Annotated in this window: 22 protein-coding genes; 9 read left to right on the top strand and 13 right to left on the bottom strand. The window is 72.3% G+C overall.

What is annotated here, in order from left to right:
• Nucleotides 1-20 precede the first annotated feature (20 nt).
• The gene (locus tag ACQPWW_RS07675; RefSeq protein WP_433130519.1) at nt 21-1,148 is read right to left on the bottom strand and encodes a peptidoglycan-binding protein; all 1,128 of its coding nucleotides are present in this window, start codon (nt 1,146-1,148) and stop codon (nt 21-23) included.
• The gene (locus tag ACQPWW_RS07670; RefSeq protein ID WP_433130517.1) at nt 1,135-1,746 is read right to left on the bottom strand and encodes a hypothetical protein; all 612 of its coding nucleotides are present in this window, start codon (nt 1,744-1,746) and stop codon (nt 1,135-1,137) included. Before ACQPWW_RS07670 ends, ACQPWW_RS07675 begins: the two co-directional genes overlap by 14 nt.
• 113 nt (nt 1,747-1,859) lie before the next feature.
• Here ACQPWW_RS07670 and ACQPWW_RS07665 point away from each other — a divergent pair, with 113 nt between their 5' ends.
• Genes ACQPWW_RS07665 through ACQPWW_RS07655 form a run of 3 tightly spaced genes read left to right on the top strand, consistent with a single transcriptional unit; the run spans nt 1,860 to nt 6,080 of the window.
• Nucleotides 1,860-2,561, top strand: coding sequence for a response regulator transcription factor (locus tag ACQPWW_RS07665; protein WP_433130515.1), 702 nt, complete (start codon nt 1,860-1,862; stop codon nt 2,559-2,561).
• A complete protein-coding gene (locus ACQPWW_RS07660; protein ID WP_433130513.1) occupies nt 2,551-4,473 on the top strand; it encodes a HAMP domain-containing sensor histidine kinase in 1,923 nt (640 codons plus the stop codon). The genes ACQPWW_RS07665 and ACQPWW_RS07660 overlap by 11 nt, the downstream gene beginning before the upstream one ends.
• A gap of 11 nt (nt 4,474-4,484) precedes the next feature.
• A complete protein-coding gene (locus ACQPWW_RS07655) occupies nt 4,485-6,080 on the top strand; it encodes a phytoene desaturase family protein (RefSeq protein WP_433130511.1) in 1,596 nt (531 codons plus the stop codon).
• Here the strand turns inward: ACQPWW_RS07655 and ACQPWW_RS07650 are convergent.
• The 3 genes from ACQPWW_RS07650 to ACQPWW_RS07640 all read right to left on the bottom strand — a co-directional run bounded on the left by ACQPWW_RS07650 (nt 6,069) and on the right by ACQPWW_RS07640 (nt 9,474).
• Nucleotides 6,069-6,758 (bottom strand): TMEM175 family protein, encoded by a 690-nt coding sequence (locus tag ACQPWW_RS07650; RefSeq protein ID WP_433130509.1) that lies wholly within the window; start codon nt 6,756-6,758, stop codon nt 6,069-6,071. The two genes, ACQPWW_RS07655 and ACQPWW_RS07650, sit on opposite strands and share 12 nt — an antisense overlap.
• Before the next feature lie 135 nt (nt 6,759-6,893).
• Nucleotides 6,894-8,474 carry a Rieske 2Fe-2S domain-containing protein gene (locus tag ACQPWW_RS07645; protein ID WP_433130507.1) on the bottom strand — a complete coding sequence of 527 codons (1,581 nt, stop codon included), beginning with the start codon at nt 8,472-8,474 and terminating at the stop codon, nt 6,894-6,896.
• Between the two features lie 133 nt (nt 8,475-8,607).
• Entirely contained in the window at nt 8,608-9,474 is an 867-nt protein-coding gene (locus ACQPWW_RS07640) for a tetratricopeptide repeat protein (protein ID WP_433130504.1), read from the bottom strand.
• Nucleotides 9,475-9,565: 91 nt separating this feature from the next.
• On the opposite strand from ACQPWW_RS07640, the gene ACQPWW_RS07635 reads away from it, so the two are divergent.
• Complete coding sequence (locus tag ACQPWW_RS07635) at nt 9,566-9,787, top strand: DUF2631 domain-containing protein (protein WP_433130502.1); 222 nt, start codon at nt 9,566-9,568, stop codon at nt 9,785-9,787.
• Between the two features lie 76 nt (nt 9,788-9,863).
• Here the strand turns inward: ACQPWW_RS07635 and ACQPWW_RS07630 are convergent, their stop codons facing one another.
• The 3 genes from ACQPWW_RS07630 to ACQPWW_RS07620 form a co-directional block, all read right to left on the bottom strand.
• Nucleotides 9,864-11,066 carry a DivIVA domain-containing protein gene (locus tag ACQPWW_RS07630; protein ID WP_433130500.1) on the bottom strand — a complete coding sequence of 401 codons (1,203 nt, stop codon included), beginning with the start codon at nt 11,064-11,066 and terminating at the stop codon, nt 9,864-9,866.
• 31 nt (nt 11,067-11,097) lie between these two features.
• Nucleotides 11,098-12,255, bottom strand: a complete 1,158-nt coding sequence (gene rlmN, locus ACQPWW_RS07625) for a 23S rRNA (adenine(2503)-C(2))-methyltransferase RlmN (protein ID WP_433130498.1) — start codon at nt 12,253-12,255, stop codon at nt 11,098-11,100.
• Between the two features lie 104 nt (nt 12,256-12,359).
• On the bottom strand, nt 12,360-13,784 hold the full coding sequence (locus ACQPWW_RS07620) for a phosphatidate cytidylyltransferase (RefSeq protein WP_433130496.1): 1,425 nt from the start codon (nt 13,782-13,784) through the stop codon (nt 12,360-12,362).
• Nucleotides 13,785-14,154: 370 nt separating this feature from the next.
• On the opposite strand from ACQPWW_RS07620, the gene ACQPWW_RS07615 reads away from it, so the two are divergent.
• Nucleotides 14,155-14,598: a hypothetical protein gene (locus ACQPWW_RS07615; protein ID WP_433130494.1), complete on the top strand. Its 444-nt coding sequence runs from the start codon at nt 14,155-14,157 to the stop codon at nt 14,596-14,598.
• A gap of 72 nt (nt 14,599-14,670) precedes the next feature.
• Here ACQPWW_RS07615 and frr read toward each other — a convergent pair whose 3' ends face one another.
• From frr to ACQPWW_RS07590, 5 genes are all read right to left on the bottom strand, one after another.
• The gene (frr, locus tag ACQPWW_RS07610) at nt 14,671-15,228 is read right to left on the bottom strand and encodes a ribosome recycling factor (RefSeq protein WP_204943784.1); all 558 of its coding nucleotides are present in this window, start codon (nt 15,226-15,228) and stop codon (nt 14,671-14,673) included.
• An 82-nt stretch (nt 15,229-15,310) separates the two neighbouring features.
• On the bottom strand, nt 15,311-16,078 hold the full coding sequence (gene pyrH / locus ACQPWW_RS07605; RefSeq protein WP_238433181.1) for a UMP kinase: 768 nt from the start codon (nt 16,076-16,078) through the stop codon (nt 15,311-15,313).
• A gap of 161 nt (nt 16,079-16,239) precedes the next feature.
• Nucleotides 16,240-17,067 (bottom strand): translation elongation factor Ts, encoded by an 828-nt coding sequence (tsf, locus tag ACQPWW_RS07600; RefSeq protein ID WP_433130491.1) that lies wholly within the window; start codon nt 17,065-17,067, stop codon nt 16,240-16,242.
• Nucleotides 17,068-17,201: 134 nt separating this feature from the next.
• Entirely contained in the window at nt 17,202-18,128 is a 927-nt protein-coding gene (rpsB, locus tag ACQPWW_RS07595) for a 30S ribosomal protein S2 (RefSeq protein WP_433130489.1), read from the bottom strand.
• Nucleotides 18,129-18,511: 383 nt separating this feature from the next.
• A complete protein-coding gene (locus ACQPWW_RS07590; protein WP_433130487.1) occupies nt 18,512-19,669 on the bottom strand; it encodes a hypothetical protein in 1,158 nt (385 codons plus the stop codon).
• 330 nt (nt 19,670-19,999) lie between these two features.
• On the opposite strand from ACQPWW_RS07590, the gene ACQPWW_RS07585 reads away from it, so the two are divergent.
• The 4 genes from ACQPWW_RS07585 to ACQPWW_RS07570 all read left to right on the top strand — a co-directional run bounded on the left by ACQPWW_RS07585 (nt 20,000) and on the right by ACQPWW_RS07570 (nt 24,429).
• Nucleotides 20,000-20,359, top strand: a complete 360-nt coding sequence (locus ACQPWW_RS07585) for a YraN family protein (protein WP_433130485.1) — start codon at nt 20,000-20,002, stop codon at nt 20,357-20,359.
• A gap of 33 nt (nt 20,360-20,392) precedes the next feature.
• Nucleotides 20,393-21,913, top strand: coding sequence for a YifB family Mg chelatase-like AAA ATPase (locus tag ACQPWW_RS07580; protein ID WP_433130482.1), 1,521 nt, complete (start codon nt 20,393-20,395; stop codon nt 21,911-21,913).
• Entirely contained in the window at nt 21,910-23,106 is a 1,197-nt protein-coding gene (locus ACQPWW_RS07575) for a DNA-processing protein DprA (RefSeq protein WP_433130480.1), read from the top strand. The genes ACQPWW_RS07580 and ACQPWW_RS07575 overlap by 4 nt, the downstream gene beginning before the upstream one ends.
• Nucleotides 23,107-23,343: 237 nt before the next feature.
• Nucleotides 23,344-24,429 carry a tyrosine-type recombinase/integrase gene (locus ACQPWW_RS07570; protein WP_433130478.1) on the top strand — a complete coding sequence of 362 codons (1,086 nt, stop codon included), beginning with the start codon at nt 23,344-23,346 and terminating at the stop codon, nt 24,427-24,429.
• The last annotated feature ends 6 nt before the right edge of the window (nt 24,430-24,435 follow it).

The following is a 24,435-nucleotide window of genomic DNA, read 5'->3' as shown; positions in this document are numbered from 1 at the left end:
GCTCAAGACCGGCTCCGCGATCACGACGCCGTTACCACGTCGAGGCCCTCGGTCACACCGGGGCCGGTGATCTCGACAAGACCCCTGGCGAACATCCCGGTCTCCACCCCCACCAGGCCGCCGTCGCGTAGTTGGAGCGCGTGCCCGCCCTCGCGGAGCGCCACCAGCGCGCCGACCGGCACGGTGAGCACGTCCCGGTGGACGGTGGTGGTGAACCGGACCTGGACCGCTGCCGCGTCCAGCTTGGCCACGTCCGCCGCCCGGACCGGCGCGACGAGGACGTCCACCGTCGGCGGACTGCCCTGACCCGTCCCACCGTCCGACCCGCCGCCCCGCACCGTGTGCGAGACCGAGGCGACCTTCGCCGGAATCTCGGAGCCGTCGGGCAGGGCGACGGCCACCGTCGCGCCCACCGGGATGGTGCCCACCTCGGTGGCCCCGACCGGCACGGTGACCAGCTTGACCTTCTCGGTGACCGACAGCAGCGCACCGGCGACCGGGTCACCGGGCAGCGCCTGCACCGCGCTGACCCGGACCGGCCCGATCAGCACGGCCACCTGCCCGACCCCGATGACGCCTGTCGGTTCCAGGCCGACGGACTGCTGCCACTTCCTGAGCGCGGCGACCAGGCTCTCCGTGAGCACGGCCTGACCCGCGCCGACCTTCCTGCCGTCCTTGCCCCGGGACGGCTGTGCGCCGGTGTGGAAACCCAGCGCCTTCAGGTTGTCCCAGACGATCCGTACGTCGCTGCCCACCAGACCGGGCTTGTCCAGCGTGCGGAAGAGCGGAGTTCCGCCGAACAGCACCGGCACCGGCCGGTCGTCGACCCAGTAGAGCGGCTTGCCCCGCGCCACCGTGTCGCCCACCTTCGGCAGCCGGGTGACGACGCCCTCCCCGGCCCCCTTCACCAGCCGCTCCGGGCCGAAGCCGAGCGCCCCGCCGAGCGAGCGGCTGTCCGACAGGTCGGCGCGGGTCACCTTCGTCGTGGTCAGCGGCGGTGGGGCGTTCGCGACGTCGTCCCGAGTTTCGTCGCGCAGGGCCAGCACCCCGACGCCGACGGCGACCACCACCGTCACCACCGCCACCACGAGCGCGGTACGCCGGGTCGTCCGCCGACCCCCGGCGTCGGTCGGGTCACCTGTGGGCACCGAAGATCTCCATCGTGCACTCCCGCTCGACCTTGGACAGCGCCGGACCCTCAAGGCCGTTGGCCGGGTTGGCGACCCCGTCGTCGTAGGTCCACCCCGAGCCGTCCGGCAGCGAGTGGATCTTCAAACCGCGTCCCCGCAGGCACTGCACGTAGTCGTTCCACTGGCTCACGTAGTTCGGGTTCCTGTCCCGGTCCAGCTCGGGCGGCTGGAGCGGCAGCTTGTCGGCGCACGCCACGTACGCCGCCTTCGGCTCCCCGCTCTGGTCCAGCGACAGCCCCGGACCGTCGCCCACCGCCCCGGCCGACCGCCCCTCGTTCTCCCGCACCCCGTTGTCCCGCAGACAGATGTGGTAGGTCATCCAGAACTGCTGCTCCTCCTCCTCGGTGCTGTCCAGGCGCAGCTGCGGGCGACCGTTGCCGACGCCGCCGGTGGGGGTTGCGCTCGCCGGGGCGGACGGGGTGGTGAGGGAGGCGACGTCTCCCGAACCACCTGTGGTGCCCCGGTCGGCGTCGGACGCCCCGCCGCAGCCGGTCAGGACGGCGAGCACTGTCACCGCGGCGAGCCCGGCCGCGACTCGATTTGTTGCCTTCGTCATGACACGCAGCCTCACGCGCACGTGTCAGAGACCTGTCAGGAACCTGTCGTCATCCGGTAGTCCCAGTTCAGCGGCACCGTGCAAGCAGATCCGGGCCCCGTACAGTCGCTGCCGTGTGCGCGTACGTGCTGGTAGCCGAGGACGACCAGAAGCAGGCGGAGCTGGCTCGCCGCTACCTGGAACGCGAGGGGCACGAGGTGCTCGTGGTGGGCGACGGGCGCGCCGCGCTGGAGCGGATCCGGCAACGACCGCCGGCACTGCTGATCCTCGACGTGATGATGCCGAAGGTCGACGGGCTGGACGTCTGCCGCATCCTGCGCCGGGAGTCCGACCTGCCGGTGCTCATGGTGACCGCCCGCTCGACGGAGGACGACCTGCTGCTCGGCCTCGACCTGGGCGCCGACGACTACCTGACAAAGCCGTACAGCCCGCGTGAGCTGGTCGCGCGCGCCCGCAGCCTGCTGCGCCGGAGCCAGCGGACGATGCGGCAGACCGACCCGGTGCTGCGGGTCGGCGCCCTGCACGTCGACCCGGTCCGCCACGAGGTACGCAGTGACGGGCACGTCGTCGACTGCACCCCCGGCGAGTTCCAACTGCTCCAGGCGATGGCCGCCCAGCCCGCTCGGGCGTTCACCCGGGACCAGCTGCTGAGCTACCTGCACGGGTTCGACAGGTACATCACCAGCCGGACCGTCGACATGCACGTGATGAACCTCCGCCGGAAGATCGAGCCCGATCCGCGCAAGCCGACCCGCCTGGTGACCGTGTACGGCGTCGGCTACAAGCTGGTCGAGGAGCCACACCGTGTCGAGTGAGGTTCCGTTACGCCGCAGCCTGCTGCTCCGGCTGCTGGCCCTGGCCGTCCTCATCGCCGTCGGCTCGATCGCGGCCACCGCCTGGCTGGCCGTCCGCACCACCACCGGGGCGATCCGCCAGGAGCAGGGGCAGGCGCTCGCCGACGACGCGCGGATCTACGACACGCTGCTCGCGTACGCGGCGACCCACCCCGGCTGGGACGGGGTCGAGGAGACCCTTCGACCGCTCGCGCAGTCCGTCGACCGACGGATCGCCCTGACCACCGACGCCGGCGTACCGATCGCCGACTCGGCGCCCGGCGCGGGTCCGCTCCCGACGACGTCCTCCGCGACCGTCGACGCGCTCGCCGTCGACAGCACCCTGAGGCCCGGCACCACCCCGGCGACCGGCGCTGACGGCGGCACCACAAGCCGAATCGACCCGCGTACCACCGGCCCGTACCTGCTCCCGGCCGAGGAGCGCACGGCGCTGCGGTCGCGGGCGGCCGAGGCGGTGCGGTGCCTGCGGGGCCGCGCGCAGATCGAGGCCGTCGTGGTGGACGGCCCCACCGGCCGACCACGGATCGAAACCCCCGGCACCGACCTCACCGACAGCGCCCTGTGCACCCAGCAGAGAGCGGACCTGGCGACTCGCACGGCCACCGAGGGCAAAGCGCTCGCCCAGCTCAACGCCCTGGTGAACACCTGCCTGGCCCGACGGCACCTGCCCGCCGTGCGGGTCGACCTGAACTGGACCTGGACGAGGCAGCCGGCCGCCAGCACGGCCGGTGACTCCCGGAGCGCGGCCGAGGTCGACCAGCAGCACAACCTGGCGGTCAGCGCCTGTGTCGGCACCAGTCGACGGGAGCAACTGCTCCCCTACGTGGCCCCGGCGGCGACCCTCTTCGTCAGCAATCCGGGCGGCAACCCGTCGACCACCTTCGACCTGTCCCGCGCCAACCAGGCCCGCATCGTCGCGGTCGCCGGTCTGGTCCTGCTGGTGGCGGTCGGCTGCACAGTCCTCGCCGGCATCGGGCTGACCCGGCCGCTGCACGCCCTGACCGGGGCGGCCCAGCGGATGCGCGACGGTGACGGTTCCGCCCGGGTCCGGGTCACCGGTCGCGACGAGATCGCCCGGCTGGCCGAGGCCTTCAACGACATGGCCGAACGACGCGAGCGGCTGGAGCAGCTGCGCCGGGCGATGGTCAGCGACATCGCCCACGAGATGCGTACCCCGGTGAGCAACATCCGCGGCTGGCTCGAAGCGGTCGAGGACGGCGTCGCAGCCCCCGACCGTCGGCTGATCTCCTCGCTCCTGGAGGAGGCCACACTGCTCCAACATGTGATCACCGATCTACAGGATCTGGCCCAGGCCGACGCCGGCGCGCTGCGGCTGCACCGCGAGCAGGTCTACCTCGCCGACCTGCTGGCCCAGGTGGCGGAGGCGTACCGGGTCCAGGCGGACCGGGCCGGCGTCGCCATCCTGCTGCACACCGAGGCCGACCCGCAGGTGGACGCCGACCCGGTGCGGCTGCGCCAGGCCGTCGGCAACCTGGTCGCCAACGGCGTGCGGCACACCCCGCCGGGCGGACGCGTGACGATCAGCGCCGACCAGGCGGACGCCGAGGTCGTCATCACCGTCACCGACACCGGCAGCGGAATCAGCGCCGACGACCTGCCCCGGGTGTTCGACCGCTTCTGGCGGGCCGAGAAGTCCCGGAGCCGGCAGACCGGCGGCAGCGGTCTGGGCCTCGCCATCGTGCGCAAACTCGCCGAGGCCCACCACGGCACGGTGAACGCCACGAGCACCCCGACCCGGGGTTCCACCTTCACCATCCGCCTACCCACCACCGAGGCCGGCGGCAGCACCGGAGCCGGCAGCAGCACCGGAGCCGGCGGCGAAAGGGGTGCCCTGGTCGACGGCGCGGACTAGGCTGCCGCGGCATGAGCAGTGAGAATCCGGGTCGCGCCGATGTGGTGATCGTCGGCGCCGGGCACAACGGTCTGGTCTCCGCCGTCCTGCTGGCCCGCGCCGGTCTGGACGTCCTGGTGCTGGAGGCCGCCGACGTGCTCGGCGGCGCGACCCGCACCGAGAACCCGTTCCCGAAGGTGCCCGCGCTACGGCACTCCACCGGCTCGTACCTGCTCGGGCTGATGCCCCCGGAGCTGCTCGCCACGCTCGACGTACGGATCCCGGTGCTGCGCCGCGACCCGCACTACTTCCTGCCCACCCCGGGCGGCCTCGGCTCGCCGTACCTGCTCTTCGGCAGTGACACCGCCGCCACCCGGGCGCAGCTCGCCGAGTTCTTCTCCCCCGCCGACGTGGCCGCCGACGACGCCATGCAGGCCGAGCTTGCCGCGCTGCGCGAGGACCTCGCCCCGGCCTGGCTGGCGGAGCCGCTCAGCGTGCGGGAGACCGCCGAGCGGCACGTCCGGCCGGCGCTGCGGCAGGTCTTCGTCGACCTCGTGCAGGGTTCGGTCGCCGACTACCTGGCCCGGTTCGAGTTCCGCTCGGAGCTGCTGGTCAGCATGTACGCGGTCACCGACGGCCTGTCCGGGCTCAACGCCGGCCCGGACGACCCCGGCACCGGCCACAACTTCCTGGTGCACAACATGTGCCGGCTGCCCGGCTCGGGCGGCACCTGGATGATCGCCGAGGGCGGGATGGGCACCGTCTCCCGCACGTTCGCCGACGCCGCCCGTGCCGCCGGGGCGACCATCCTGACCGGTACGCCGGTGAGCGCGGTGACGGTGGACGGTGGCGCGGCCAGCGGAGTGGTGCTGGCCGACGGTCGGCAGGTCGCCGCGCGGGTGGTGCTTGGCGCGTGTGACCCGTACCGGCTGATGGACCTGTTGCCCGACGGCGCGCTCCCGGCGCCGCTCGGCGAACGGATGGCGGCGGTCCGCCGGCCCGGCACCACCCTGAAACTCAACCTGGCGCTCACCGGGCTGCCGCGGTTCTCCTGCCTGCCGGCCGGCGCGCCGAGCCCGTTCGGCTCGACCATCCACCTGCTGCCCGGCTCGGCGTCGCTTGTCGGCGGGGACGGCACGTCGCCGATGACCGCGCTGCGCGACATGTGGGCGGACGTGGCGGCCGGGCGGCTGCCGGCGGAGCCGACAATCGAGTGGTACCTGCACACCACGGTCGACCCGTCGCTCTCCGACCCCGCCGGGCACCACTCGTCGGCGCTCTTCGTCCAGTCGGTCCCCTACGAGCTGGCCGGCACCACCTGGGACGCGGAGCTGCCCGGCTACGTCGACCGGCTCATCGAGATCGTCGAACGGTACGCCCCCGGCACCGGTGACCTGATCGCCGACGCGGTGCCGCTGCCCCCACCCGGCATCGAGGCGCACTTCGGCATCACCGGTGGGCACATCCACCACGTCGACAACACCGTCTCGTTCACCGACCGGATGCCCTACGCCACCGGCGTCGACGGCGTGTACGCCGGCAGCGCCGGCTGCCACCCGGCCGGCAGCGTGATCGGCGCGGCCGGCCACAACGCCGCCCAACGCATCCTCGCCGACCTAGGCCGCTGACCGGTTTCCGCTCGGGCCGGCGGACGGCCGCAGATCACCCGGGCCGCCGATCAGGTAGTAGCCGACAAGCAGGAGGTACGCGCAGAGGCTGAGGATGGGGTCGACGAAGACGACGGCGAAGGCGACGAGGTAGAGCAGGGGCTTGAGCAGCACCCGGCGTGCGATCGCCCGGGTCAGCCGGGGATCCAGGTCGGGATGCAGCAGCCCACGCCGGCGGGCCCACCACCAGCTCAGGTTGACGAAGATCGCCTCACCGAGCACGGTGCCGAGGTACAGGGCGGCGGTCAGTCGCTGCTCGGTCGCCCCACCGCGCAGGTTGTCCGACAGCAGGTCGGCGGTGAACGGGATGGTGGCGATGAAGAGCAGGACGCCGAGGTTGAAGACCAGCAGCATCTGATCGACCCGGACCACGTACCGCCACAGGTTGTGGTGGGCGAGCCAGACCTGCCCGGCGAGCGCGAAGGTGATCACATACGCCAGGTAGGACGGCCAGGCGTGGGCCAGGGCGTCCGGCAGCTCTCGCCCACTCTCCCTGGCGGGGCCGGTCTGGAGCAGCTCGACGGCCATCACCGTCAGCACGACAGCGAAGACGCCGTCGCTGAACGTCTCCACCCGGGCGGCGTCCCGGGCCTTCTCCCGGCCGGGTCCGTACCGGTACTCGTTCTCCCGCGCGTCCATCCCCGCCACGCCCGCCCCGCTCTCGGTGGTGCGTCGCTCGCGCTCCCCTCCCCGCGATCGTGCACTTTCGGCTGCCGTTCCGGGGCGATTGCCGAACTTTGCTCCCGCCGACAGTGCAGGATCGCGGGGCGGGGGTCAGCTCAGGGCTTCGCCCGCCGGGGCCGGCGTCTCCGCGTCGACGCGGTGGGCGCGGACCTTGTGGCCGACGCTGGTCAGGCACCGACCGGAGGGCAGGTCGAAGCGCCAGCCGTGCAACTGGCAGGTGAGCTGGTCACCCTCGACGATGCCGAAGCGGGTCAGGTCCGCCTTCAGGTGCGGGCAGCGCCGCTGCACCACCCAGTCGCCGAGCGTGATGTCCTCGGCGTCGGTGCTGCGCTCGTGCTCGTCGTACCAGCCCTCGGCGTACTGGAGTCGCTCCTCGGAGAGGCACTTGAAGAACGCGTAGACGAACTCGTTGTACTGGCCGATCCGGGCTGCCGAGAACCGGCAGGACAGGAAGAGCGAGTTGACCCAGTCCACCTCGTCGATGAAGAGCAGATGCTCGATCAGCGAGCGCTCGGTCCGGAACCGGTAGCGGACCTTCTCGTCGGCGTACGGCCGGACCTCCTTGCCCGGGAAGTCCACAACGATCGACTCGACGCTCTCGCCGTCGTAGCCGACCAGGTCGAAGCGGACCGGACCGCCCACGCCCTTGGCCAGGTAGATCGACTCGTCGAGCAGCGGCTCGATCCGACGCTTCATCTCGCCCAGCACGTCCACCTCGGGGTGCCGCCAGGACGCCTTCTCCGCCTCGATGATCGGGCGCTTGCGCTCCCGCATCTCCTCCAGGTGGGCGGCCTTGTTCGCGAAGAACTCCTCGACCGGCACCGGGTGGGTGGTGCTCGCGCCCTCGGTGGTGACCTCGGCGACGCTGCCCGGCAGCAGCACGATGCCGTTGGTGCCGCCGACCTTGGCGTACTCCGACAGGAAGACGGACTGGTCGGGGAAGATGTTGCCCTCGTCGCCGTGGATGTCGTTGAACTGCCACAGCTCGTCGTCGAGGAAGCACGGGGGGCCGGCGATCGGGAAGACGTGGTCGGCCTTCAGGTCGTCGATGTAGCGCCAGGTCCGGTCGAACTGCCTGTCGCGCTTCTGCTTGCCGAACGCGGTCTTCGCCGCCTGCGGCAACTCGTAGACCATCGGGTACCAGATCGCCCCGGAGAACTGGAGCAGGTGCGCGTGCACGTGCCCCAACTCGGCGAAGACGCTCAGGTCGGTGGGGCGGGCGTCGTTCTGGTTGAGCAGCCGCACCCCGTCGTACTCGACCCAGAGCGAGGAGTCGCCGATCGGCCCGTCGGTCGGGCTGGTCAACGCCTGAATCATGATCTTCAAACCGCCGGGCAGCTCCACCACCTGCTCGTTGGGGGTCTTCAGGAACTTCGTGAAGCCCAGCGCCCGGAACTCGTCCTCCATCTCCGAGGTGGGGAACTCGGGGAGCAGGACGGTGGCGTCCTTGGAGACGAAATCCCGCAGGTGCTTCGCGTCGAAGTGGTCCCGGTGCAGGTGGGAGACGTACAGATAGTCGACCTGGCCCAGAGTGTCCCAGTCGAGCAGAGAATTGTCCGGGAACGGGAACCACGAGGCGAAGTAGGCCGGATTGACCCACGGGTCGCACAGGATGCTGCCCGCGGCCGTGTCGATCCGCATGCTGGCGTGCCCGGTTCCGGTCACTCGCACCGCACAGTCCCCCTCAAACAGACAATCAGGTGTACGCCAAACGCTACCGGAGGCAGTCTGACCGCCACCCCGCGACGCCGGTAGTGCCGTTCGGCCCAGCCCAAAAGCGCTCAGCCGACCGGTCTACCGCAGGTCAGGGCGCGGTCGGCGGCGTCCAGCTCCGCCGTGCCGGCGCGGCCGCGCACCACGCGTCCATGAGCGGGGTGATCTCGTCGGCCGGCGCCGCCACGTTCACCTGCTGCCCGCCGGCGACCTGATGGTAGGTCTCCTGCGACACGGTGCCCTCGGAACAACAGGAGCAGAGGATCCGCGTGCCGCTGGCCGGCTCCGCCGCGTACCCGTGCTCGTCGAAGTGCGCCGACAGCGCGCGGACGTCCTCCGGCGTCTCGGCCCTGACGTGGACGGTGGTGGTTGGCAGCGCTGACGCCCGGAACAGCAGCAGCTCGTCGAAGACGGGGAAGGTCTGCCCATTCACCTCGCGCTCGCCGACCGGAGCGCCGTCGTGCACCACGACCTCACCGAACCGGCGGCCCGACTCCGGGGTCGGCACGTTCAGGACCCGGGCTCGGGTCGGGCAGAGCCGCCGCGCCCAGACCACCTCGCCGCCGCCGGCCGGGTCGAGGCGGATCGGGGCGACCCCGAAGTCAGCCACGATCTCGCCGTCGCCGTCCGGCACGGTCAGCCCGTAGCCGCGCCAGGCGTCCCGGGCGGTCGCCCAGTCCTCCATGATCGTCGCCGCGATGCCGAGGTTCCAGTACGCCGGATCCTGCGCGTCCCGGTCCGCGCGGGCCGCCGCCTCACGGCCCAGCTCGTACGCCTTCGCCCAGTTGCGCTGGAACTTGTACGCCAGCGCCGCGTCGTACCACCAGACCCCGGCCTTGGGGTGATCGGGGTGCCGCCGCACCAACCGCTCCAGCGGCTCGCTCGCCCGCGACCAGTCCTCCGACTCAAACGCCTCGTAGGCGGCCTTCAGCAGGGCCCGATCCTCCTCGCGGCTCATGCCGTCCCCTCTTCTGGTCGGACCCTGCGCCGGGGCCGGCACGAGGCGTGCCAGACTAACCAAAGATCCGATCGCGAGGGAAGGACCGACAGTGGCAGGAAGCGAGCCGGTAACGTCGCCAGACCAGCACAAGCCCGGGCACCGCAAGGCCGGGCAGATCGGCGCCGTGCTCTCCGCACTGGTGCTGCTGGCGATGATCTGCGGCAACCACGAGGGCAGTGTCGAGGACATCTGGCTGATCGGCCTGGCCGCGCTGCTGCTGATCATCGTGATCGGCGACGTCGTGCTGCGGCGCAACGGTCTGCGCTCCTGACCCGACCCGCACCGGACGACAACGCCGAGGGCCCGCCCCCACCCGGGGGACGGGCCCTCGTCCGTACGCGTCGGGGTCAGCGCCCGAAGAGGATGTCCTGCACGTCCTTGAGCGCGGCGTCGACCTCAGCCTCGAAGTAGCCGCCGGGCACCAGACCGAACCGGAGCGTGTCCAGGTCCTTCGGGTCGACCGGCATCGGGTTGCGGCGCTGCATGCCGCCGAGCAGGGTCTCGAAGAACCGGTCCACCTGGTCGGGGTCGTACCCGCTGCCGAAGCGTCGCACCTGGAAGCTCCGCCGGATCTGGTCGACCCGGTAGAGATCACTGCCGGGCGGGCCGGCCATCGGGGGGCCACCCATCGGCGGACCACCCATCGGCGGACCGGCGACGGCGGGCGGACCGGCCATCGGCGGCCCACCCATGCCCTGCTGCGGCAGCGGAGGCGGACCGGCAGGCCCCCGGCGCATGTCGCGCAGGTCCCGCTCCGGCATCCGGATCTCGGCGGTCATGTCGGTGCGGCCGTGCCGCCCGGCCTCGAAGCCGTCGAAGCGCGGCTCCTCCGGGGGGTAGCCGCCGGGCGCGCGCTGGTCGTCCGGACCGTACCCGCCGGGAGCGCGGTGATCGTCCGGGCCGTACCCGCCGGGAGAGCGCTGGTCGTCCGGACCGTACCCACCGGGCGCACGCTGGTCGTCGGGGCCGTAGCCGCTGGGGCCGGCGGGCAGGCCGCGCGGCGGAAGACCGTGGCCCGCCATCGGGCCGGGACCCATCGGGCCGCCGGGGCCCATCGGGCCGGGGCCGGCCGGGCCGCGCGGCGCGTCGTAGCCACCCCGGGGGGCGTCGTACCCACCGGTGAAGGCACCGGTCGGCTCGTCGTAGCGACCGTAGCGGTCGGCGGGCGGACCGGCCTGCGCGGGCATCGGCCGGGGCGGCATCGGCTGCGGCATCATGCCCCGGTCATCGCGCATCGGTGGCCCCATGCGATCCGGTGGGCCCATCCGGTCACCCATCCGGGGGTCGCCACCGCGACCGGCGCTGGTCCGCTCCTCGAGCTCGGCCAACTGCCGCTCGACCCGGTCCAGGTGCAGGTCGACCTGCCACTCGTCGTAGCCGTTGAAGCGGACCCGGAAGACGACGTCATGGACCTCCTGGGAGGCCACCGGCGCGCCGACCTGCCGGCCGTCGAGCGTCGCCTCGACCCGGTCGAGGAAGGCATCCACCTCGTCGACCTTGTATCCCCGGCGGAGTGCCTTGCGCCGGAAACGCTGACCCTGACTCGCCACTATGTCTCCTGGTCTCGTTCGCCACGCCCGGTCACGCCGGTGCCTCTCCGGCGCGGTCGGTGTTGGTGTCGTTGTCCTCGGCGGCGGCAAGCTGGCCACACGCGCCGTCGATCTCGCGACCTCGGGTGTCCCGTACGGTGGTGGACACCCCGGCGTCGCGCAACCGACGGACGAACTCCCGCTCAACCGGCTTCGGGCTCGCGTCCCAGCGGCTGCCCGGCGTCGGATTGAGTGGGATGAGATTCACGTGGGCCAATTTGCCGGCCAGCAGCCGCCCGAGCAGGTCGGCTCGCCACGGCTGGTCGTTCACGTCCTTGATCATCGCGTACTCGATCGACACGCGACGGCCCGTCCGGGCGGCGTAGTCCCACGCTGCGTCCAGCACCTCAGCTACCTTCCAGCGCTGGTTTACCGGCACGAGTTCGTCGCGCAGATCATCATCGGGGGCGTGCAACGACAGCGCAAGGGTCACTGAGAGGTCTTCGCTGGCCAGTCGGTGGATGGCCGGAACCAGGCCGACCGTGGAAACGGTGATGTGCCGCTGGGACAGGCCGAGCCCCTCCGGAGCGGGGCTGACCAGGCGGCGGATGGCCGCGACGACCCGGTTGTAGTTGGCCAGCGGCTCGCCCATGCCCATGAACACGACGTGTGACAGCCGCGGCGGGGAGCCGGCCACCGCGCCGGAGGCCGCCACGCCGGCCAGATACACCGCCTGGTCGACGATCTCGGCGGTGGACAGGTTGCGGGTCAGCCCGGCCTGGCCGGTAGCGCAGAACGGGCACGCCATCCCGCAGCCCGCCTGGCTGGAGATGCAGACCGTCACCCGGTCCGGGTAGCCCATCAGCACGCTCTCCACCAGCGCGCCGTCGTGCAGCTTCCAGAGCGCCTTGCGGGTCGCGCCGTCGTCGCAGGCCAGCTCACGCACCGGGTTGAGCAGCGTGGGCAGCAGCTGCTCGGACAGCCGTTGCCGGGTCGCCGCGGGCAGGTCGGTCATGGCCTGCGGGTCGCGGACCAGCCGCCCGAAGTAGTGGTTCGACACCTGCTTGGCGCGGAACGCCGGCTCACCCAGCTCGGTGACCAGCGCCTGGCGGCCGGCCAGGTCCAGATCGGCGAGGTGTCGTGGCGGCATGGAGGCCCGGCGCGCGGCGGGGGCGACCGAGAGGGCGGGGATCAACGGCAGGCTCGTCATGGCTGGTCCAGTGTGTCACGCCCTCGGCGGCAGCCGCCGGTCCGGAGGTGTCGAACGGACCGCGACCGCCGGAACCGATTGACCAGGACGCCGTGATTCATGCCTCAGTTCACCATCGGCACGAAGATCGCCAGCAGCAGGTAGGCGGTCGGCACCGCGAACAGGATCGAGTCCAGTCGGTCCATCAGGCCGCCGTGGCCGGGCAGCAGGTTGCTCATGTCCTTGACACCGAGATCCCGCTTGATCATCGACTCGGCCAGGTCGCCGAGGACCGCCGCGCCGGAGACGGCCACCCCGAACAGGGCACCCCACCAGGGCTCCAGCTCGAACATCAGCCACAGCAGCAACGCGCTGCCGAGGGCCGCGGCGGTCACCGAACCCGCGAAACCCTCCCAGGACTTCTTCGGGCTGATCGACGGCGCCATCGGATGACGACCGAACGAGACACCGGCCGCGTACCCGCCGGTGTCGGAGAGGACCACCGCGATCAGGGTGGCCAGGATCCGCATCCACCCGTCCTCGGGGGCCGCCGCGAGCAGCGCCGCGAAACCGGCGAGGAACGGCACGTAGACGGCGATCAGGGTGGACGCCGTGACATCCCGCTGGAAGCCGGCCGGACCGTCACCCAACCGCCAGATCATCGTGCCGAGGACGGTGACCAGCAGCCCCAGACTGAGCGCGTCCGGGCCGGCGTACCAGGCCAGACCCACTGTCAGCACACCACCGGCGATCAGGGGCACCAGCGGCGGGTGCGCGCCGCTGCGGCGGACCGCCCGCGCCATCTCCCAGCTGCCGACGGCGACGGCGGCGGCGATCACCGGCAGGAACGCCAACGGGTAGAAGATCAGCGGCACCACGATCAGCGCACCGAGGCCGAGCCCCACACCGATCGCCGCCGGCAGGTTGCGACCGGCCCGACCGGCGCCCACCTGCTGGGTGGCCGGTCGATCGACGCTGGCCCGGCGTCGGCCCTTCGTCCGCCGACCGGACGGCGGCTCCGGCTCGGTCGCCGGCTCCAGGTCCGGCGCCAGCTCGGCCCCGATGGGCGCGAGCTGCGCGGTCGGGTAGTCGGCGTCAGCGTGGTAGCGGACCGGCCCGTCGAACGGTTGCGGGCCGTCGTACCGGCCGGGCTCGTCGGGCCGCTCCGGGTCACCGTGGCGGGTCGGGGCGCCGTCCGGGCCGACTGGCGCACGATCGCCGTACCGGCCGGGGCGACCCCGGTCGTCGTACCGGTCGGGCTGGTTCCGGTCGTCCTCGTACCGGTCGCGGTCGTCGAAACGGTCGTGCCGGTCGCGGTCGTCGAAGCGGTCCTCCGGGCGGACCGCGCGGCCACGCTCGTCGTACGGGTCCGTCGGCTGCGGGTCGGCGTGCGGCCGGGTGCGCGGGTCGGCGTACAGCTCAGGGCCGGCGGTGGGACGGCGGCTCCACTGGCCGGCGTCCAGGTCCTGCTCGGGCCAGGGCAGGGCCACTGGACGCTCCGGGCGGTCCCAGCCGCGAGGCTCGCTGCCGTAGGGGTCGGGGTGGGACATCACGCACCGCGACGGGGCGCGAGAACCACCACATGACGCAAGACCACAAGCATCCCCTACACGCGCGATGTTCCTCCGATTGACCGCCCCGACGGTCGGTCGATCCCCGGTGTTCACCGCCCGGTGGCCGGGAATCCTGCCGAGCCTACTGCACCCGCCGGACCGGCACGGCGGACGAGGCACGGCGACGGGCGTCGCCCCTGGCCGCGGGCCGTCGCGGAGCCGGACAGACCCATCCGGTACGCGGATCTGCAGCCACCGATCCGACTCGTCTCCTGCCCGATCGGGTACACAACCGCGAACGCCGGACGTGGTCCGCTGGTGGCGCGTCGGCGCCGGTCGGCGTGTCCACGGGGGAAGGGCCACACACATGCACAAGATCGGTCTGGCGCTGCTGACGGTGGGCGCCATGGTCCTGGGAGTGGCGTCGCCAGCCGCCGCGACATCGGCACCGACCACGATCAGCATCGATCGCCATGCCAGCGAGCTGTTCCCGTTCGAGCCGCCCTACGGCGACCCGGGAGTGACGTACCCCGCGACCCGCGTCACCGCCACCGCCCGGCACTGCCCGGCCGGCATCGTCCTCATGTCCGCCTCGCTGGTGCAGGACGACCTGCCGACCCTCTGGGCCACCGCGGGACACGGCGCCGGCGAGATCGTCTGCGACGGGGGCACCGTCGAACTGACGATGGCCTTCGCCCGGATCAGCCCGGCGGTGCACCCGGGTCGGGCCACCGCCCGCTTCTCGCTACGTGACGCGAACACCGGCGAGGAGTTCGCCGCAGCCACCCGCACCGTGCGGATCCCCTGCTGACCTACGACACGAGGCCCGGCCCCCGGTGGGGGTCGGGCCTCGGCGCATCGCACCCGAGCGGCGGGCGGACCGTCACACCTCGAGCAGCTCGGTTTCCTTGTGCTTCACCAGGTCGTCGATGTTGGCGACGTAGCGCTGGGTCAGGTCGTCGAGTTCCTTCTCGGCGCGGCGACCGTCGTCCTCGCCGGCCTCACCGTCCTTGACGATCCGGTCCAGCTCCTCCTTGCCACGGCGGCGGACGTTGCGGATCGCCACCTTGGCCTCCTCGCCCTTGTGCCGGGCCACCTTGATCATGTCGCGGCGGCGCTCCTCGGTCATCTGCGGGAGCAGGATGCGCAGCTGGTTGCCCTCGTTGTTCGGGTTCACCCCGAGGTCCGAGTCGCGGATCGCCTTCTCCATCGCATTGATCTGCGAGTTGTCGTACGGCTTGATGATGGCCATCCGCGGCTCGGGAACCGCGATGGACGCCATCTGGGTCAGCGGCGTGGGCGTGCCGTAGTAGTCGATGATGACCTTGGAGAACATGGCGGCGTTGGCGCGACCGGTACGGATGGCGCCGAACTCCTCCTTGGCGTGCTCAACCGCACGCTCCATCTTTTCCTCGGCCTCGAGGAGGGTGTCGTCGATCACCGGTCTCCTCGCCTCCTTCTGTGCTCGTCGTGGGCTCTGCGGAAGTCGTCAGGGCCGCCGTTGCCGTCGCCGTCGGCGGGGCTCAGGCGGTGATCAGGGTGCCGATCTTGTCGCCACCCACCGCGCGGATGATGGTGTCGTCACCCTGCGCGCCGAAGACCAGCATCGGCAGGCCGTTCTCCATACAGAGGCTGAACGCCGCCGCGTCGGCCACCCGAAGGTTGCGGCGCAGCGCCTCGGAGAAGGTGATCGAGTCGAGCTTGCTGGCGGTGGGATCGATCCGCGGGTCGGCGGTGTAGACGCCGTCCACGCCGTTCTTGCTCATCAGCACCACGTCGGCCCGGATCTCCAACGCCCGCTGGGCGGCCACCGTGTCGGTGGAGAAATACGGCATCCCCGCGCCCGCGCCGAAGATGACCACACGGCCCTTCTCCAGGTGCCGGATCGCCCGCAGCGGGATGTACGGCTCCGCGACCTGGGCCATCGTGATGGCGCTCTGCACCCGGGTCTCGATGCCTTCCTTCTCCAGGAAGTCCTGCAACGCGAGGCAGTTCATCACGGTGCCGAGCATGCCCATGTAGTCGGCGCGGGCCCGGTCCATCCCGCGCTTCTGCAGCTCCGCGCCGCGGAAGAAGTTGCCGCCGCCGACCACCACGGAGACCTGCACGCCGCGACGGACCACTGTGGCGATCTGCCGGGCGATGGCCTGGACGACGTCCGGGTCGACGCCGATCGCGCCGCCACCGAACACCTCACCGGAGAGCTTCAGCACCACCCGGCGGGCGCGCCCCGGCGGCGGTGCCGTCGGATCGTCCATCGCCAGCGTCCGGTCACTCACAACCTGCGTCATCCGCCCCGCCCTTCCCCACGCGCACGCCCCGTGCGGCGCGTACCGCGAACCTGCCGCTGCCGACCCTATGTGACGAGGAGGCCGCGGTGCCTGTCACGTACACCGGCGGCCTCCTCGTTGACGTCTTCTGCCCACGGGCGCACGTGGCGCCCGGTGACGGCTCAGGCCTGGCCGACCTCGAACCGCACGAAGCGGGTGACCTCGATGCCGGCCTCGGCCAGCAGCTGCTTCACCGACTTCTTGTTGTCGGCGACGGACGCCTGCTCGATCAGGACGTAGTCCTTGAAGAAGGAGTTCACCCGACCCTCGATGATCTTCGGCAGGGCCGCCTCGGGCTTGTTCTCCTCGCGGGCGGTCTGCTCGGCGATGCGCCGCTCGGACTCGACGACCTCGGCCGGAACCTCGTCCCGGGTGAGGTACTTCGGCCGCATCGCGGCGATCTGCATGGCCACACCGCGGGCGTCGGCGTCGCCCGCCTCGTCGCTCTTGCCGGTGTACGACACCAGCACACCGACGGCCGGCGGCAGATCCTGGGCCTTGCGGTGCAGGTAGACGGCGGTGGTGCCCTCGACCCGGGCGAACCGGTTGAGCACCAGCTTCTCGCCGATCTTGGCGGACTGCTCCTGGATCAGGTCCGCGACGACCTTGCCGTCGAGCTCGGTGGCGAGCAGCTCCTCGGCGCTGTTCACGCCGGCGCGCTCGCCGTGCTCGACCAGCTGCTGGGCCAGCGCGATGAACGACTCGGTCTTGGCGACGAAGTCGGTCTCGCAGTTGAGCTCGAGCAGCGCCTTGCCGGAGTGGGCGACCAGGCCGTTGGCGGCCGTACGGCCGGCCCGCTTGCCGACGTCCTTGGCGCCCTTGACGCGCAGGATCTCGACGGCCTTGTCGAAGTCGCCCTCGGCCTCGGTCAGCGCCTTCTTGCTGTCCATCATGCCGGCGCCGGTGAGGTCGCGGAGCTTCTTGACGTCCGCGGCGGTGATTTGGGACATGGCTCTCTCTTCGGTGTTGAGACGGCGTGTGGATGGTCAGAGGTGCCGGTTACCCGGATCCGGGCGAATCGTGCCCGGACTACCGCCGCTGCCCGCCGTCCGCGAAAACGGACGGCGGGGCAGCGACGGTGCGATCACTCCGCGGTGGCGGCCGCCGGCTGCTCGGTGGCGGCCTGCGCCGGCTGCTCCGGGCTGGCGGGCTGCTCGGCGGCGGCAGCGGCGGGCTGCTCGGTCGCTGCGGCGGCGGGCTGCTCGGCCGGGGCGGCCGACTCGTCGGCCTTCTTCGGCTCCAGCAGCTCGCGCTCCCACTCGGTCAGCGGCTCGTCGCTCGCGACACCCTCGGGCTTCTCGTCGTTGCCCCGGCGACGGCCGGAACGCGCGATCAGACCATCCGCGACGGCGGCGGCCACGACCTTGGTCAGCAGCTCGGCCGAGCGGATCGCGTCGTCGTTGCCCGGGATCGGGAAGTCGACCTCGTCCGGGTCACAGTTGGTGTCCAGCACCGCGATCACCGGGATGCCCAGCTTGCGGGCCTCGTCGACGGCGATGTGCTCCTTCTTGGTGTCGACGATCCAGACCGCGGCGGGAAGCTTCTGCATGTCCCGCAGACCACCGAGGGTGCGGGTCAGCTTGATCTTCTCGCGGGAGAGCTGCAGGGTCTCCTTCTTGGTGTAACCGGCGGCGGTGCCGCTGAGGTCACCCAGGCCCTCCAGCTCCTTCATCCGCTGGAGCCGCTTGTACACCGTCTGGAAGTTGGTCAGCATGCCACCGAGCCAGCGGTGGTTGACGTACGGCTGGCCGACCCGGGTCGCCTGCTCGGCGATCGCTTCCTGGGCCTGCTTCTTGGTGCCGACGAACAGGATGCTGCCACCCTCGGCGACGGTCCCACGCACGAACTCGTACGCCTTCTCGATGTACTCGAGGGTCTGGCGCAGGTCGATGATGTAGATGCCGTTGCGCTCGGTCATGATGAAGCGCTTCATCTTCGGGTTCCAGCGCCGGGTCTGGTGCCCGAAGTGGACACCGCTCTCCAGCAGCTGGCGCATGGTCACGACGGCCATGGTTGGGGTACTCCTCAAGATCCCTGGTTGTCACGCCCGGCCGGTGGCCGGGCGTCCTGGCGCCTGGTCGCCGACCCATGGTGGACCCGACCAAGATCGGGACCAGGGAGGCCGTCGCTTCACGACGATTCGTGAAGAGGGCGCGCGAGGTCGACCGCACGAGGCGGTCGCCAGTTGGCCAGTGTACGCCCCCCACCAGTCCACCCGCCCCGGGGTGCGAAGTGCATGGGGACGCGCGGCGGCCGCGGCGGCGGCCCTGCGGTGATCGACTCGGTTTCCTGGAAACCGCTGCCTCCCACAGACCCGGACACCGCGACTTCGCGAAAACCGAGTCGATCAAGTTCGCGACCAGGAAGCCGGACCGCGGCCGCTCCGGCGACGGATCAGCTGGCCGCGAGCGCGGCGGCGAGGAAGAGCCCCAGTCCTACGGTCAGGTAGGCCGTGGGTGGGCGGAGCCACCCCCGACCACCGTCGGCGAGCGCCAGACCGCCGGTCCGGAGCCCGTAGAGCCCGGTCGCGAAGATCGGCAGCCCGGCGACCAGGGCGATACCCACCACCACGTTCCCGGCGTCCACCGGGTCGCCGGTCGCGCCCGCCAACAGCACCCGCAGCGCGGGAATTTCGAAGATCAACACCAGGAGAGCGAAGAGTACGGCCAGCACCGGCCGGCGGGTCCGGTAGACACCGTCAGCCACCGGGGGGTACGTCGACGGCTCCGCCACGGGCAGGTCCGGGCGGGGGCCGATCCCCGGCATCGGGCCGGTCGGCATCTCCAGCGGGTGCGGCGTGTCGCCGCCCCGACTCGGCTCGATGATCGGATACCCGCCGAACGCAACGGGACGGGCCTGGTCGGCGGGCACGCCGGTCGGCGTGTCACCTCCCGGTGTCGACGAGCGGCTGGCCTCCTCGCGGCCGAGGGTCAGTGGCGCATCCGTCCCGGTCGACGCTCGGGCGGCCCGACGACCGGGCAACTCCCCGGAGACCTCCGAAGGGTCCCGGACGGTGAGCGGTGTTCCTGCCCCGGCCGACTCCTGGGCCGCCCGACGACCGGGCAACTCCCCGGAGATCTCCGAGGGATCCCGGTCGGCCCGCCGAGACCGGGTGGCCCGGTAAGCGTCACTCTCCGGCCGAACGTCCCCCAACGGGTCGACCGCGCCGAACCGTCCCGAGTCGGCCTCGCTCGCGCCGAAGCGCCCGGACTGGGCGTCGACAGCCCCGGAGCGACCGGAGTTCGACTCCGGCGAACTGCCGAACCGACCGGTGTCCACCGCGCTCAGCCGACCCGGATCCGACTCGGCCGCGCCGCCGAAACGCCCCGCGTCCACCGCGCCGAACCGCCCGGAGTCCGGCTCTCGGCGGCGGCCGACGCCGGTGTCCTCGACGGAGCGGCTCTCGTTGGGGCCACGCTGCTCGGGGATCTCGCCGTCCCGGTACCGCGGTTCGCCCGCGCCGCGCCACTCCGACTCGCCGTAACCGGGACCCCGCTCATCGGGGTACCAGCGTGACTCCTGATCTTCCGGAAAGCTCCGTCGTCCGTCCACGTCAGGCACCGTATGCGACCGGCCACGCCCGCGCCATTTCGGCCCGACCCGCGCCGCCGACAGTGACGAAGCGCGCCCGAACCGCGCCGCCCGTCGACGCAAGCGTTGATCAGGTGACCCCTCGATGGTCGGCATGGCCTGCTGCCGGCCGGGGGCCGCGGTGTGCTGCGTCCGAGTGTGGGTGGGCGCGGGAGTCGCTGGCCGGTGTCGGGCGAGGCGCCCTAGCACGGCGCGGGCTTGATCATCTGGTTGTCCACAGGCCGCCGGTTATCCACAGGTGAGCCGTCGCGGGGTCGCGACACGCGCCCTCCGGCGGGCACCGTGCCGTCCATGACGAAGCGGAACCAGGCAGTCGGCGCGTACGGGGAGCGGTGCGCCGTCCGGCACCTGACCGAGGCAGGGCTGCGCCCGATCGCCCGAAACTGGCGCTGCCCGGCCGGGGAGATCGACATCATCGCCTGGGACGGGCCGGTGCTCGCCTTCTGCGAGGTGAAGACCCGCCGGGATGACCGCTTCGGCACCCCGGCCGAGGCGGTCGTGGCGGCCAAGGCCCGCCGGCTGCGAGGGCTCGCCGCGCGCTGGCTGACCGAGACCGGAACGACCGCCGAGGAGGTGCGTTTCGACGTGCTGTCGGTGCGGCTGCCCGAGGCCGGCCCGGCACAGGTCGACCACCTCAAGGGCGCGTTCTGAGATGCGTACTCCGAAGGACCCGGTGACGACGTCATGAGCTACGCGAAGGTGCTCTGTGTGGGTCTGGTCGGGGTGACCGGCCACCTGGTCGAGGTGGAGGCCGACCTGGCCGCCGGCCTGCCGGCAGTGGTGATCTCCGGCCTGCCGGACACCGCCCTGCACGAGGCCCGCGACCGCGTCCGCGCCGCCGTTGTCAACTCCGGCCAACGCTGGCCCAACCGGCGGATCACCCTCAACCTGTTGCCCGCCACGCTGCCGAAGTTCGGCTCGGCCTTCGACCTGGCCATCGCCGCGGCTCTGTTGGGCAGCTCGGGTGAGCTGCCGCTGCTTCCCCTGGAGGGTGTGGTGGTCCTCGGCGAGTTGGGGCTCGACGGCACTGTCCGGCCGGTGCGCGGCGTGCTCCCGATGGTCGCCGCCGCGGCCCAGGCCGGCGTCGAGCGGGTGATCGTCCCGGTCGGCAACGCCGCCGAGGCCGCGGTCATCCCGGGGGTACGGGTGCGAGCGGTGGACCACCTGCACCGGCTGGTCGCCTTCGTCCGCGACGGCACCCCGTTGATCGAGCCGCCGGCTGCCACACCGACACCGGTCGTCGGTGGGCCGGATCTCGCCGAGGTCGCCGGGCAGCAGGTGGGCCGGCGCGCGTTGGAGGTGGCCGCCGCCGGTGGGCACCACGTGGCACTGCTCGGCCCCCCGGGTGCCGGCAAGACGATGCTCGCCGAACGACTGCCGTCGATCCTGCCCGAGCTGGACGACGACGCGGCGCTGGAGGTGACCGCGCTGCACTCGGTCGCCGGGCTGCTGCCGCCGGGCGGCCGGCTGCTGCGACGCCCGCCGTTCCAGGCGCCGCACCACACCGCGACGGTGCCCTCGCTGGTCGGTGGTGGCTCGGGGCTGGCCCGACCCGGCGCGGTGTCGCTGGCCCACCGAGGCGTCTTGTTTCTGGACGAAGCTCCCGAGTTCAGCAAGGGCGCGTTGGAGGCGCTGCGCCAACCCCTGGAGCACGGTCGCATCCAGCTGAGCCGCAGCGGGGGCGGCACCGTGTACCCGGCCCGGACCCAGTTGGTTCTGGCGGCCAACCCCTGTCCCTGCGCGAAACCGGCCGGCGACTCCCAGTGCGAGTGCACCGCGTTGGTCCGTCGTCGCTACCTGGGCCGGCTCTCCGGGCCGCTGCTCGACCGGATCGACGTACAGGTGCGGCTGATGCCGGTGCGGGCTGCGGAGTTGATGGCACCCGACGGCAATGTCGAGGCGTCGTCGACGGTCGCCGCGCGGGTGGCGGCGGCCCGACAGGCGGCAGCGACCCGCTGGGCGGACCTCGGCCGACGGCTCAATGCGGAGGTGGACGGCTTCCACCTGCGTCGACCGCCGTGGCGGCTGCCCGCCCGGGTCACCGCCGAGCTGCGCGGCCGGCTCGACTCCGGCTCCCTGTCGGCACGCGGCTTCGATCGAGTGATCCGGATGGCCTGGACCATCACCGACCTGGACGGTCGGGACCGGCCAGACCGGGACGACGTGCGGGAAGCGATCCAACTCCGGACGGGAGAAGCGATGTGAGTGCCGACGAAGACCGCAGGTTGGCCCGGGTCGCGCTGACCTGGCTGGCCGAGCCGGGCACCCGCGCGGTCTACCACCTGGTCGAACGGCTCGGGCCGGTGGCGACCCTGGATCTGCTGCTCGACGGGGGCAGCCCGGACGGCTGGCTGCACAGCACGGTGGCCGCCCGGTTGGCGGGCGGCGACGCACGGGCGGTGGCCGCCGAGGCGCTGGAGCGCGCCGACCGGCTCGGCGCCCGACTTGTCACGCCGGACGACGAGGAGTGGCCGGCCCGGGTTGCCGGCCTGGCCACGCTGCGTCTGCCGGACGTCACCCGACGGGTGGACGGTGAGACCGCCCCACCGCTCTGCTTCTGGGTACGCGGTGGTTGGCCGCTCGGCGAGGCCCTGGATCGTTCGGTGGCCGTGGTCGGGGCGCGGGCGGCCACCGGTTACGGGCAGCACGTCGCGACCGAGCTGGGATATGGGCTGGCCGAGCGGGACTGGACGGTCGTGTCGGGTGGCGCGTTCGGCATCGACGCCGCCGCTCACCGGGGTGCCCTGAACGCGGGCGGCCTGACCGTCGCGGTGCTCGCCTGTGGACTGGACCGCCCGTACCCGATGGGAAACGCGGCGCTCTTCGACCGGATCGCCGACACCGGGCTGCTGGTCAGTGAGTGGCCGCCCGGCGCCGAGCCGCTGCGGCCCCGGTTCCTGATCCGCAACCGGGTGATCGCCGCGGGCACCCTGGGCACTGTCGTGGTGGAGGCGTCGGCGCGCAGTGGCGCGACGCAGACCGCGCGGCGAGCCTTCTACGCCAATCGGGTAGCCATGGTGGTGCCCGGGCCAGTGACCTCGGCGATGTCCGTCGGCGCCCACGAGTTCCTCCGCGACCACCCACGGGCCCGGTTGGTCACCGGCGTGGCACACGTGCTCGAGGAGGTGGGCCGGATCGGCGCGGACCTGGCCCCGCCGGCGCGGGGCCCGCAGCGGCCCGCCGACGCGCTCGACGACGACGCGCGCGCACTGCTGGAGGCGCTACCCCGCCGGGGAGCCCGAGGTGTGGACGCCCTCGCCACCCGGGCCGGCCTCGACGTGCGCACCACTATGCGCAAGCTGTCCCTGCTGGAGGAGTTGTCCATGGTGGTCCGCCGGGACGACGGCTACGCCCTTGCCTCCCCACCAGCGGTCAGGAAGAGGGAGGCCCCGATCTGAGATGGACGAGTACGTCGCACACTCCCACACCGCCAGTTCAGCCGCGAAGCCTCTGCTGCCGGGGTCGGATTCGTCGAGGTACGGCGTGAGAGCCGTCGGTCGACACCGCCCACTTGACCTGTCGCAAACCTCGCCGGCGGCGTCATCGTGACCGGTGCTGCGCACCCATCGGCCGTAGGCTGGCGGCGTGTCAGCTGCCAGTGCGGGTGCCGGGGCCGACGAACCGGCGCGTCCGCGATGAGCCGGCCCGACCGGAGCACCCGGGCCATGCACCAGGCACTACCGCCAGCGCTGCGGGACGCCGTCGACGACTTCGCCGAGCACCTGTCCCGGGTGCGGAACCGGTCGACGCACACCGTCCGCGCGTACGTCACCGATCTGGTCTCGCTGCTCGACCATGCCGTACGGATGGGCTGCGTCGACCTCGCCGAGCTGGACCTGTCGGTGCTGCGCAGCTGGCTGGCGCGGCAGCGCACCACGGGTGCGGCGCGTACCTCGTTGGCCCGGCGGGCCGCGTCGGCGCGGGCGTTCAGCGCCTGGGCGCACCGGGCCGGGATGCTCCCCGCCGACGTGGGAGCCGCGCTGGCCAGCCCGCGTGCGCACCGGGAGTTGCCCAGCGTCCTGCGCGCCGACCAGGCAGCCGCGCTGGTCGAGGCGCCGGCCCGGCGGGCCCCGCGCACGGCCGCACCACGATCGGGCGAGGCACCGACCCGGCAAGCCCCGCCCACGACCCCACCAGGATCGGACGACACACCGACCCGGCAAGCCCCGTTCGCGACCGCGCCACCAGCCGGTGCGGCGAAGGACGCCGCGACGGAGGCGGTGCCGCTGCGCGACCGGGTGCTCCTGGAGCTGCTCTACGCGACCGGGGTGCGGGTCAGCGAGGTCTGCGGGTTGGACGTCGGCGACGTCGACCACGCACGGCGGGTGATCCGGGTGTTCGGCAAGGGTGGGCGGGAGCGCTCGGTGCCGTACGGGGTGCCCGCCCAGCGGGCGCTGGACGACTGGCTGCGCCGGGGCCGCCCGGCGCTAATGAGCGGCCACTCCGGTGACGCGCTGCTGCTCGGCGCCCGGGGCGGGCGGCTCAACCCGACGACCGCCCGGCAGATCGTCGGCGGCTACGCCGAGACCGCCGGGCTGCCCCACATCAGCCCGCACGGTCTGCGCCACTCGGCGGCCACCCACCTGCTGGAGGGTGGCGCGGACCTGCGCGCCGTGCAGGAGTTGCTCGGCCACTCGTCGCTGGCCAGCACGCAGATCTACACGCACGTCTCGGTGGAGCGCCTGCGCGCGGCGTACCGCCAGGCCCACCCGCGCGCCTGATCAAGC

The sequence above is a fragment of the Micromonospora sp. CA-240977 genome (assembly GCF_050942285.1).
Classification (GTDB): Bacteria; Actinomycetota; Actinomycetes; order Mycobacteriales; family Micromonosporaceae; genus Micromonospora.
This window is presented reverse-complemented; position numbering and strand designations above follow the sequence as displayed.

Coding starts and splice junctions, on each gene's coding strand:
- ACQPWW_RS07615 (WP_433130494.1), top strand. CDS start 14,155: ATGCACAAGATCGGTCTGGCGCTGCTGACGGTGGGCGCCATGGTCCTG.
- pyrH (WP_238433181.1), bottom strand. CDS start 16,078: ATGACGCAGGTTGTGAGTGACCGGACGCTGGCGATGGACGATCCGACG.
- ACQPWW_RS07670 (WP_433130517.1), bottom strand. CDS start 1,746: ATGACGAAGGCAACAAATCGAGTCGCGGCCGGGCTCGCCGCGGTGACA.
- rlmN (WP_433130498.1), bottom strand. CDS start 12,255: ATGACGAGCCTGCCGTTGATCCCCGCCCTCTCGGTCGCCCCCGCCGCG.
- ACQPWW_RS07570 (WP_433130478.1), top strand. CDS start 23,344: ATGAGCCGGCCCGACCGGAGCACCCGGGCCATGCACCAGGCACTACCG.
- ACQPWW_RS07640 (WP_433130504.1), bottom strand. CDS start 9,474: ATGAGCCGCGAGGAGGATCGGGCCCTGCTGAAGGCCGCCTACGAGGCG.
- tsf (WP_433130491.1), bottom strand. CDS start 17,067: ATGTCCCAAATCACCGCCGCGGACGTCAAGAAGCTCCGCGACCTCACC.
- ACQPWW_RS07655 (WP_433130511.1), top strand. CDS start 4,485: ATGAGCAGTGAGAATCCGGGTCGCGCCGATGTGGTGATCGTCGGCGCC.
- ACQPWW_RS07580 (WP_433130482.1), top strand. CDS start 20,393: ATGAGCTACGCGAAGGTGCTCTGTGTGGGTCTGGTCGGGGTGACCGGC.
- ACQPWW_RS07620 (WP_433130496.1), bottom strand. CDS start 13,784: ATGTCCCACCCCGACCCCTACGGCAGCGAGCCTCGCGGCTGGGACCGC.
- ACQPWW_RS07650 (WP_433130509.1), bottom strand. CDS start 6,758: ATGGACGCGCGGGAGAACGAGTACCGGTACGGACCCGGCCGGGAGAAG.
- ACQPWW_RS07585 (WP_433130485.1), top strand. CDS start 20,000: ATGACGAAGCGGAACCAGGCAGTCGGCGCGTACGGGGAGCGGTGCGCC.
- rpsB (WP_433130489.1), bottom strand. CDS start 18,128: ATGGCCGTCGTGACCATGCGCCAGCTGCTGGAGAGCGGTGTCCACTTC.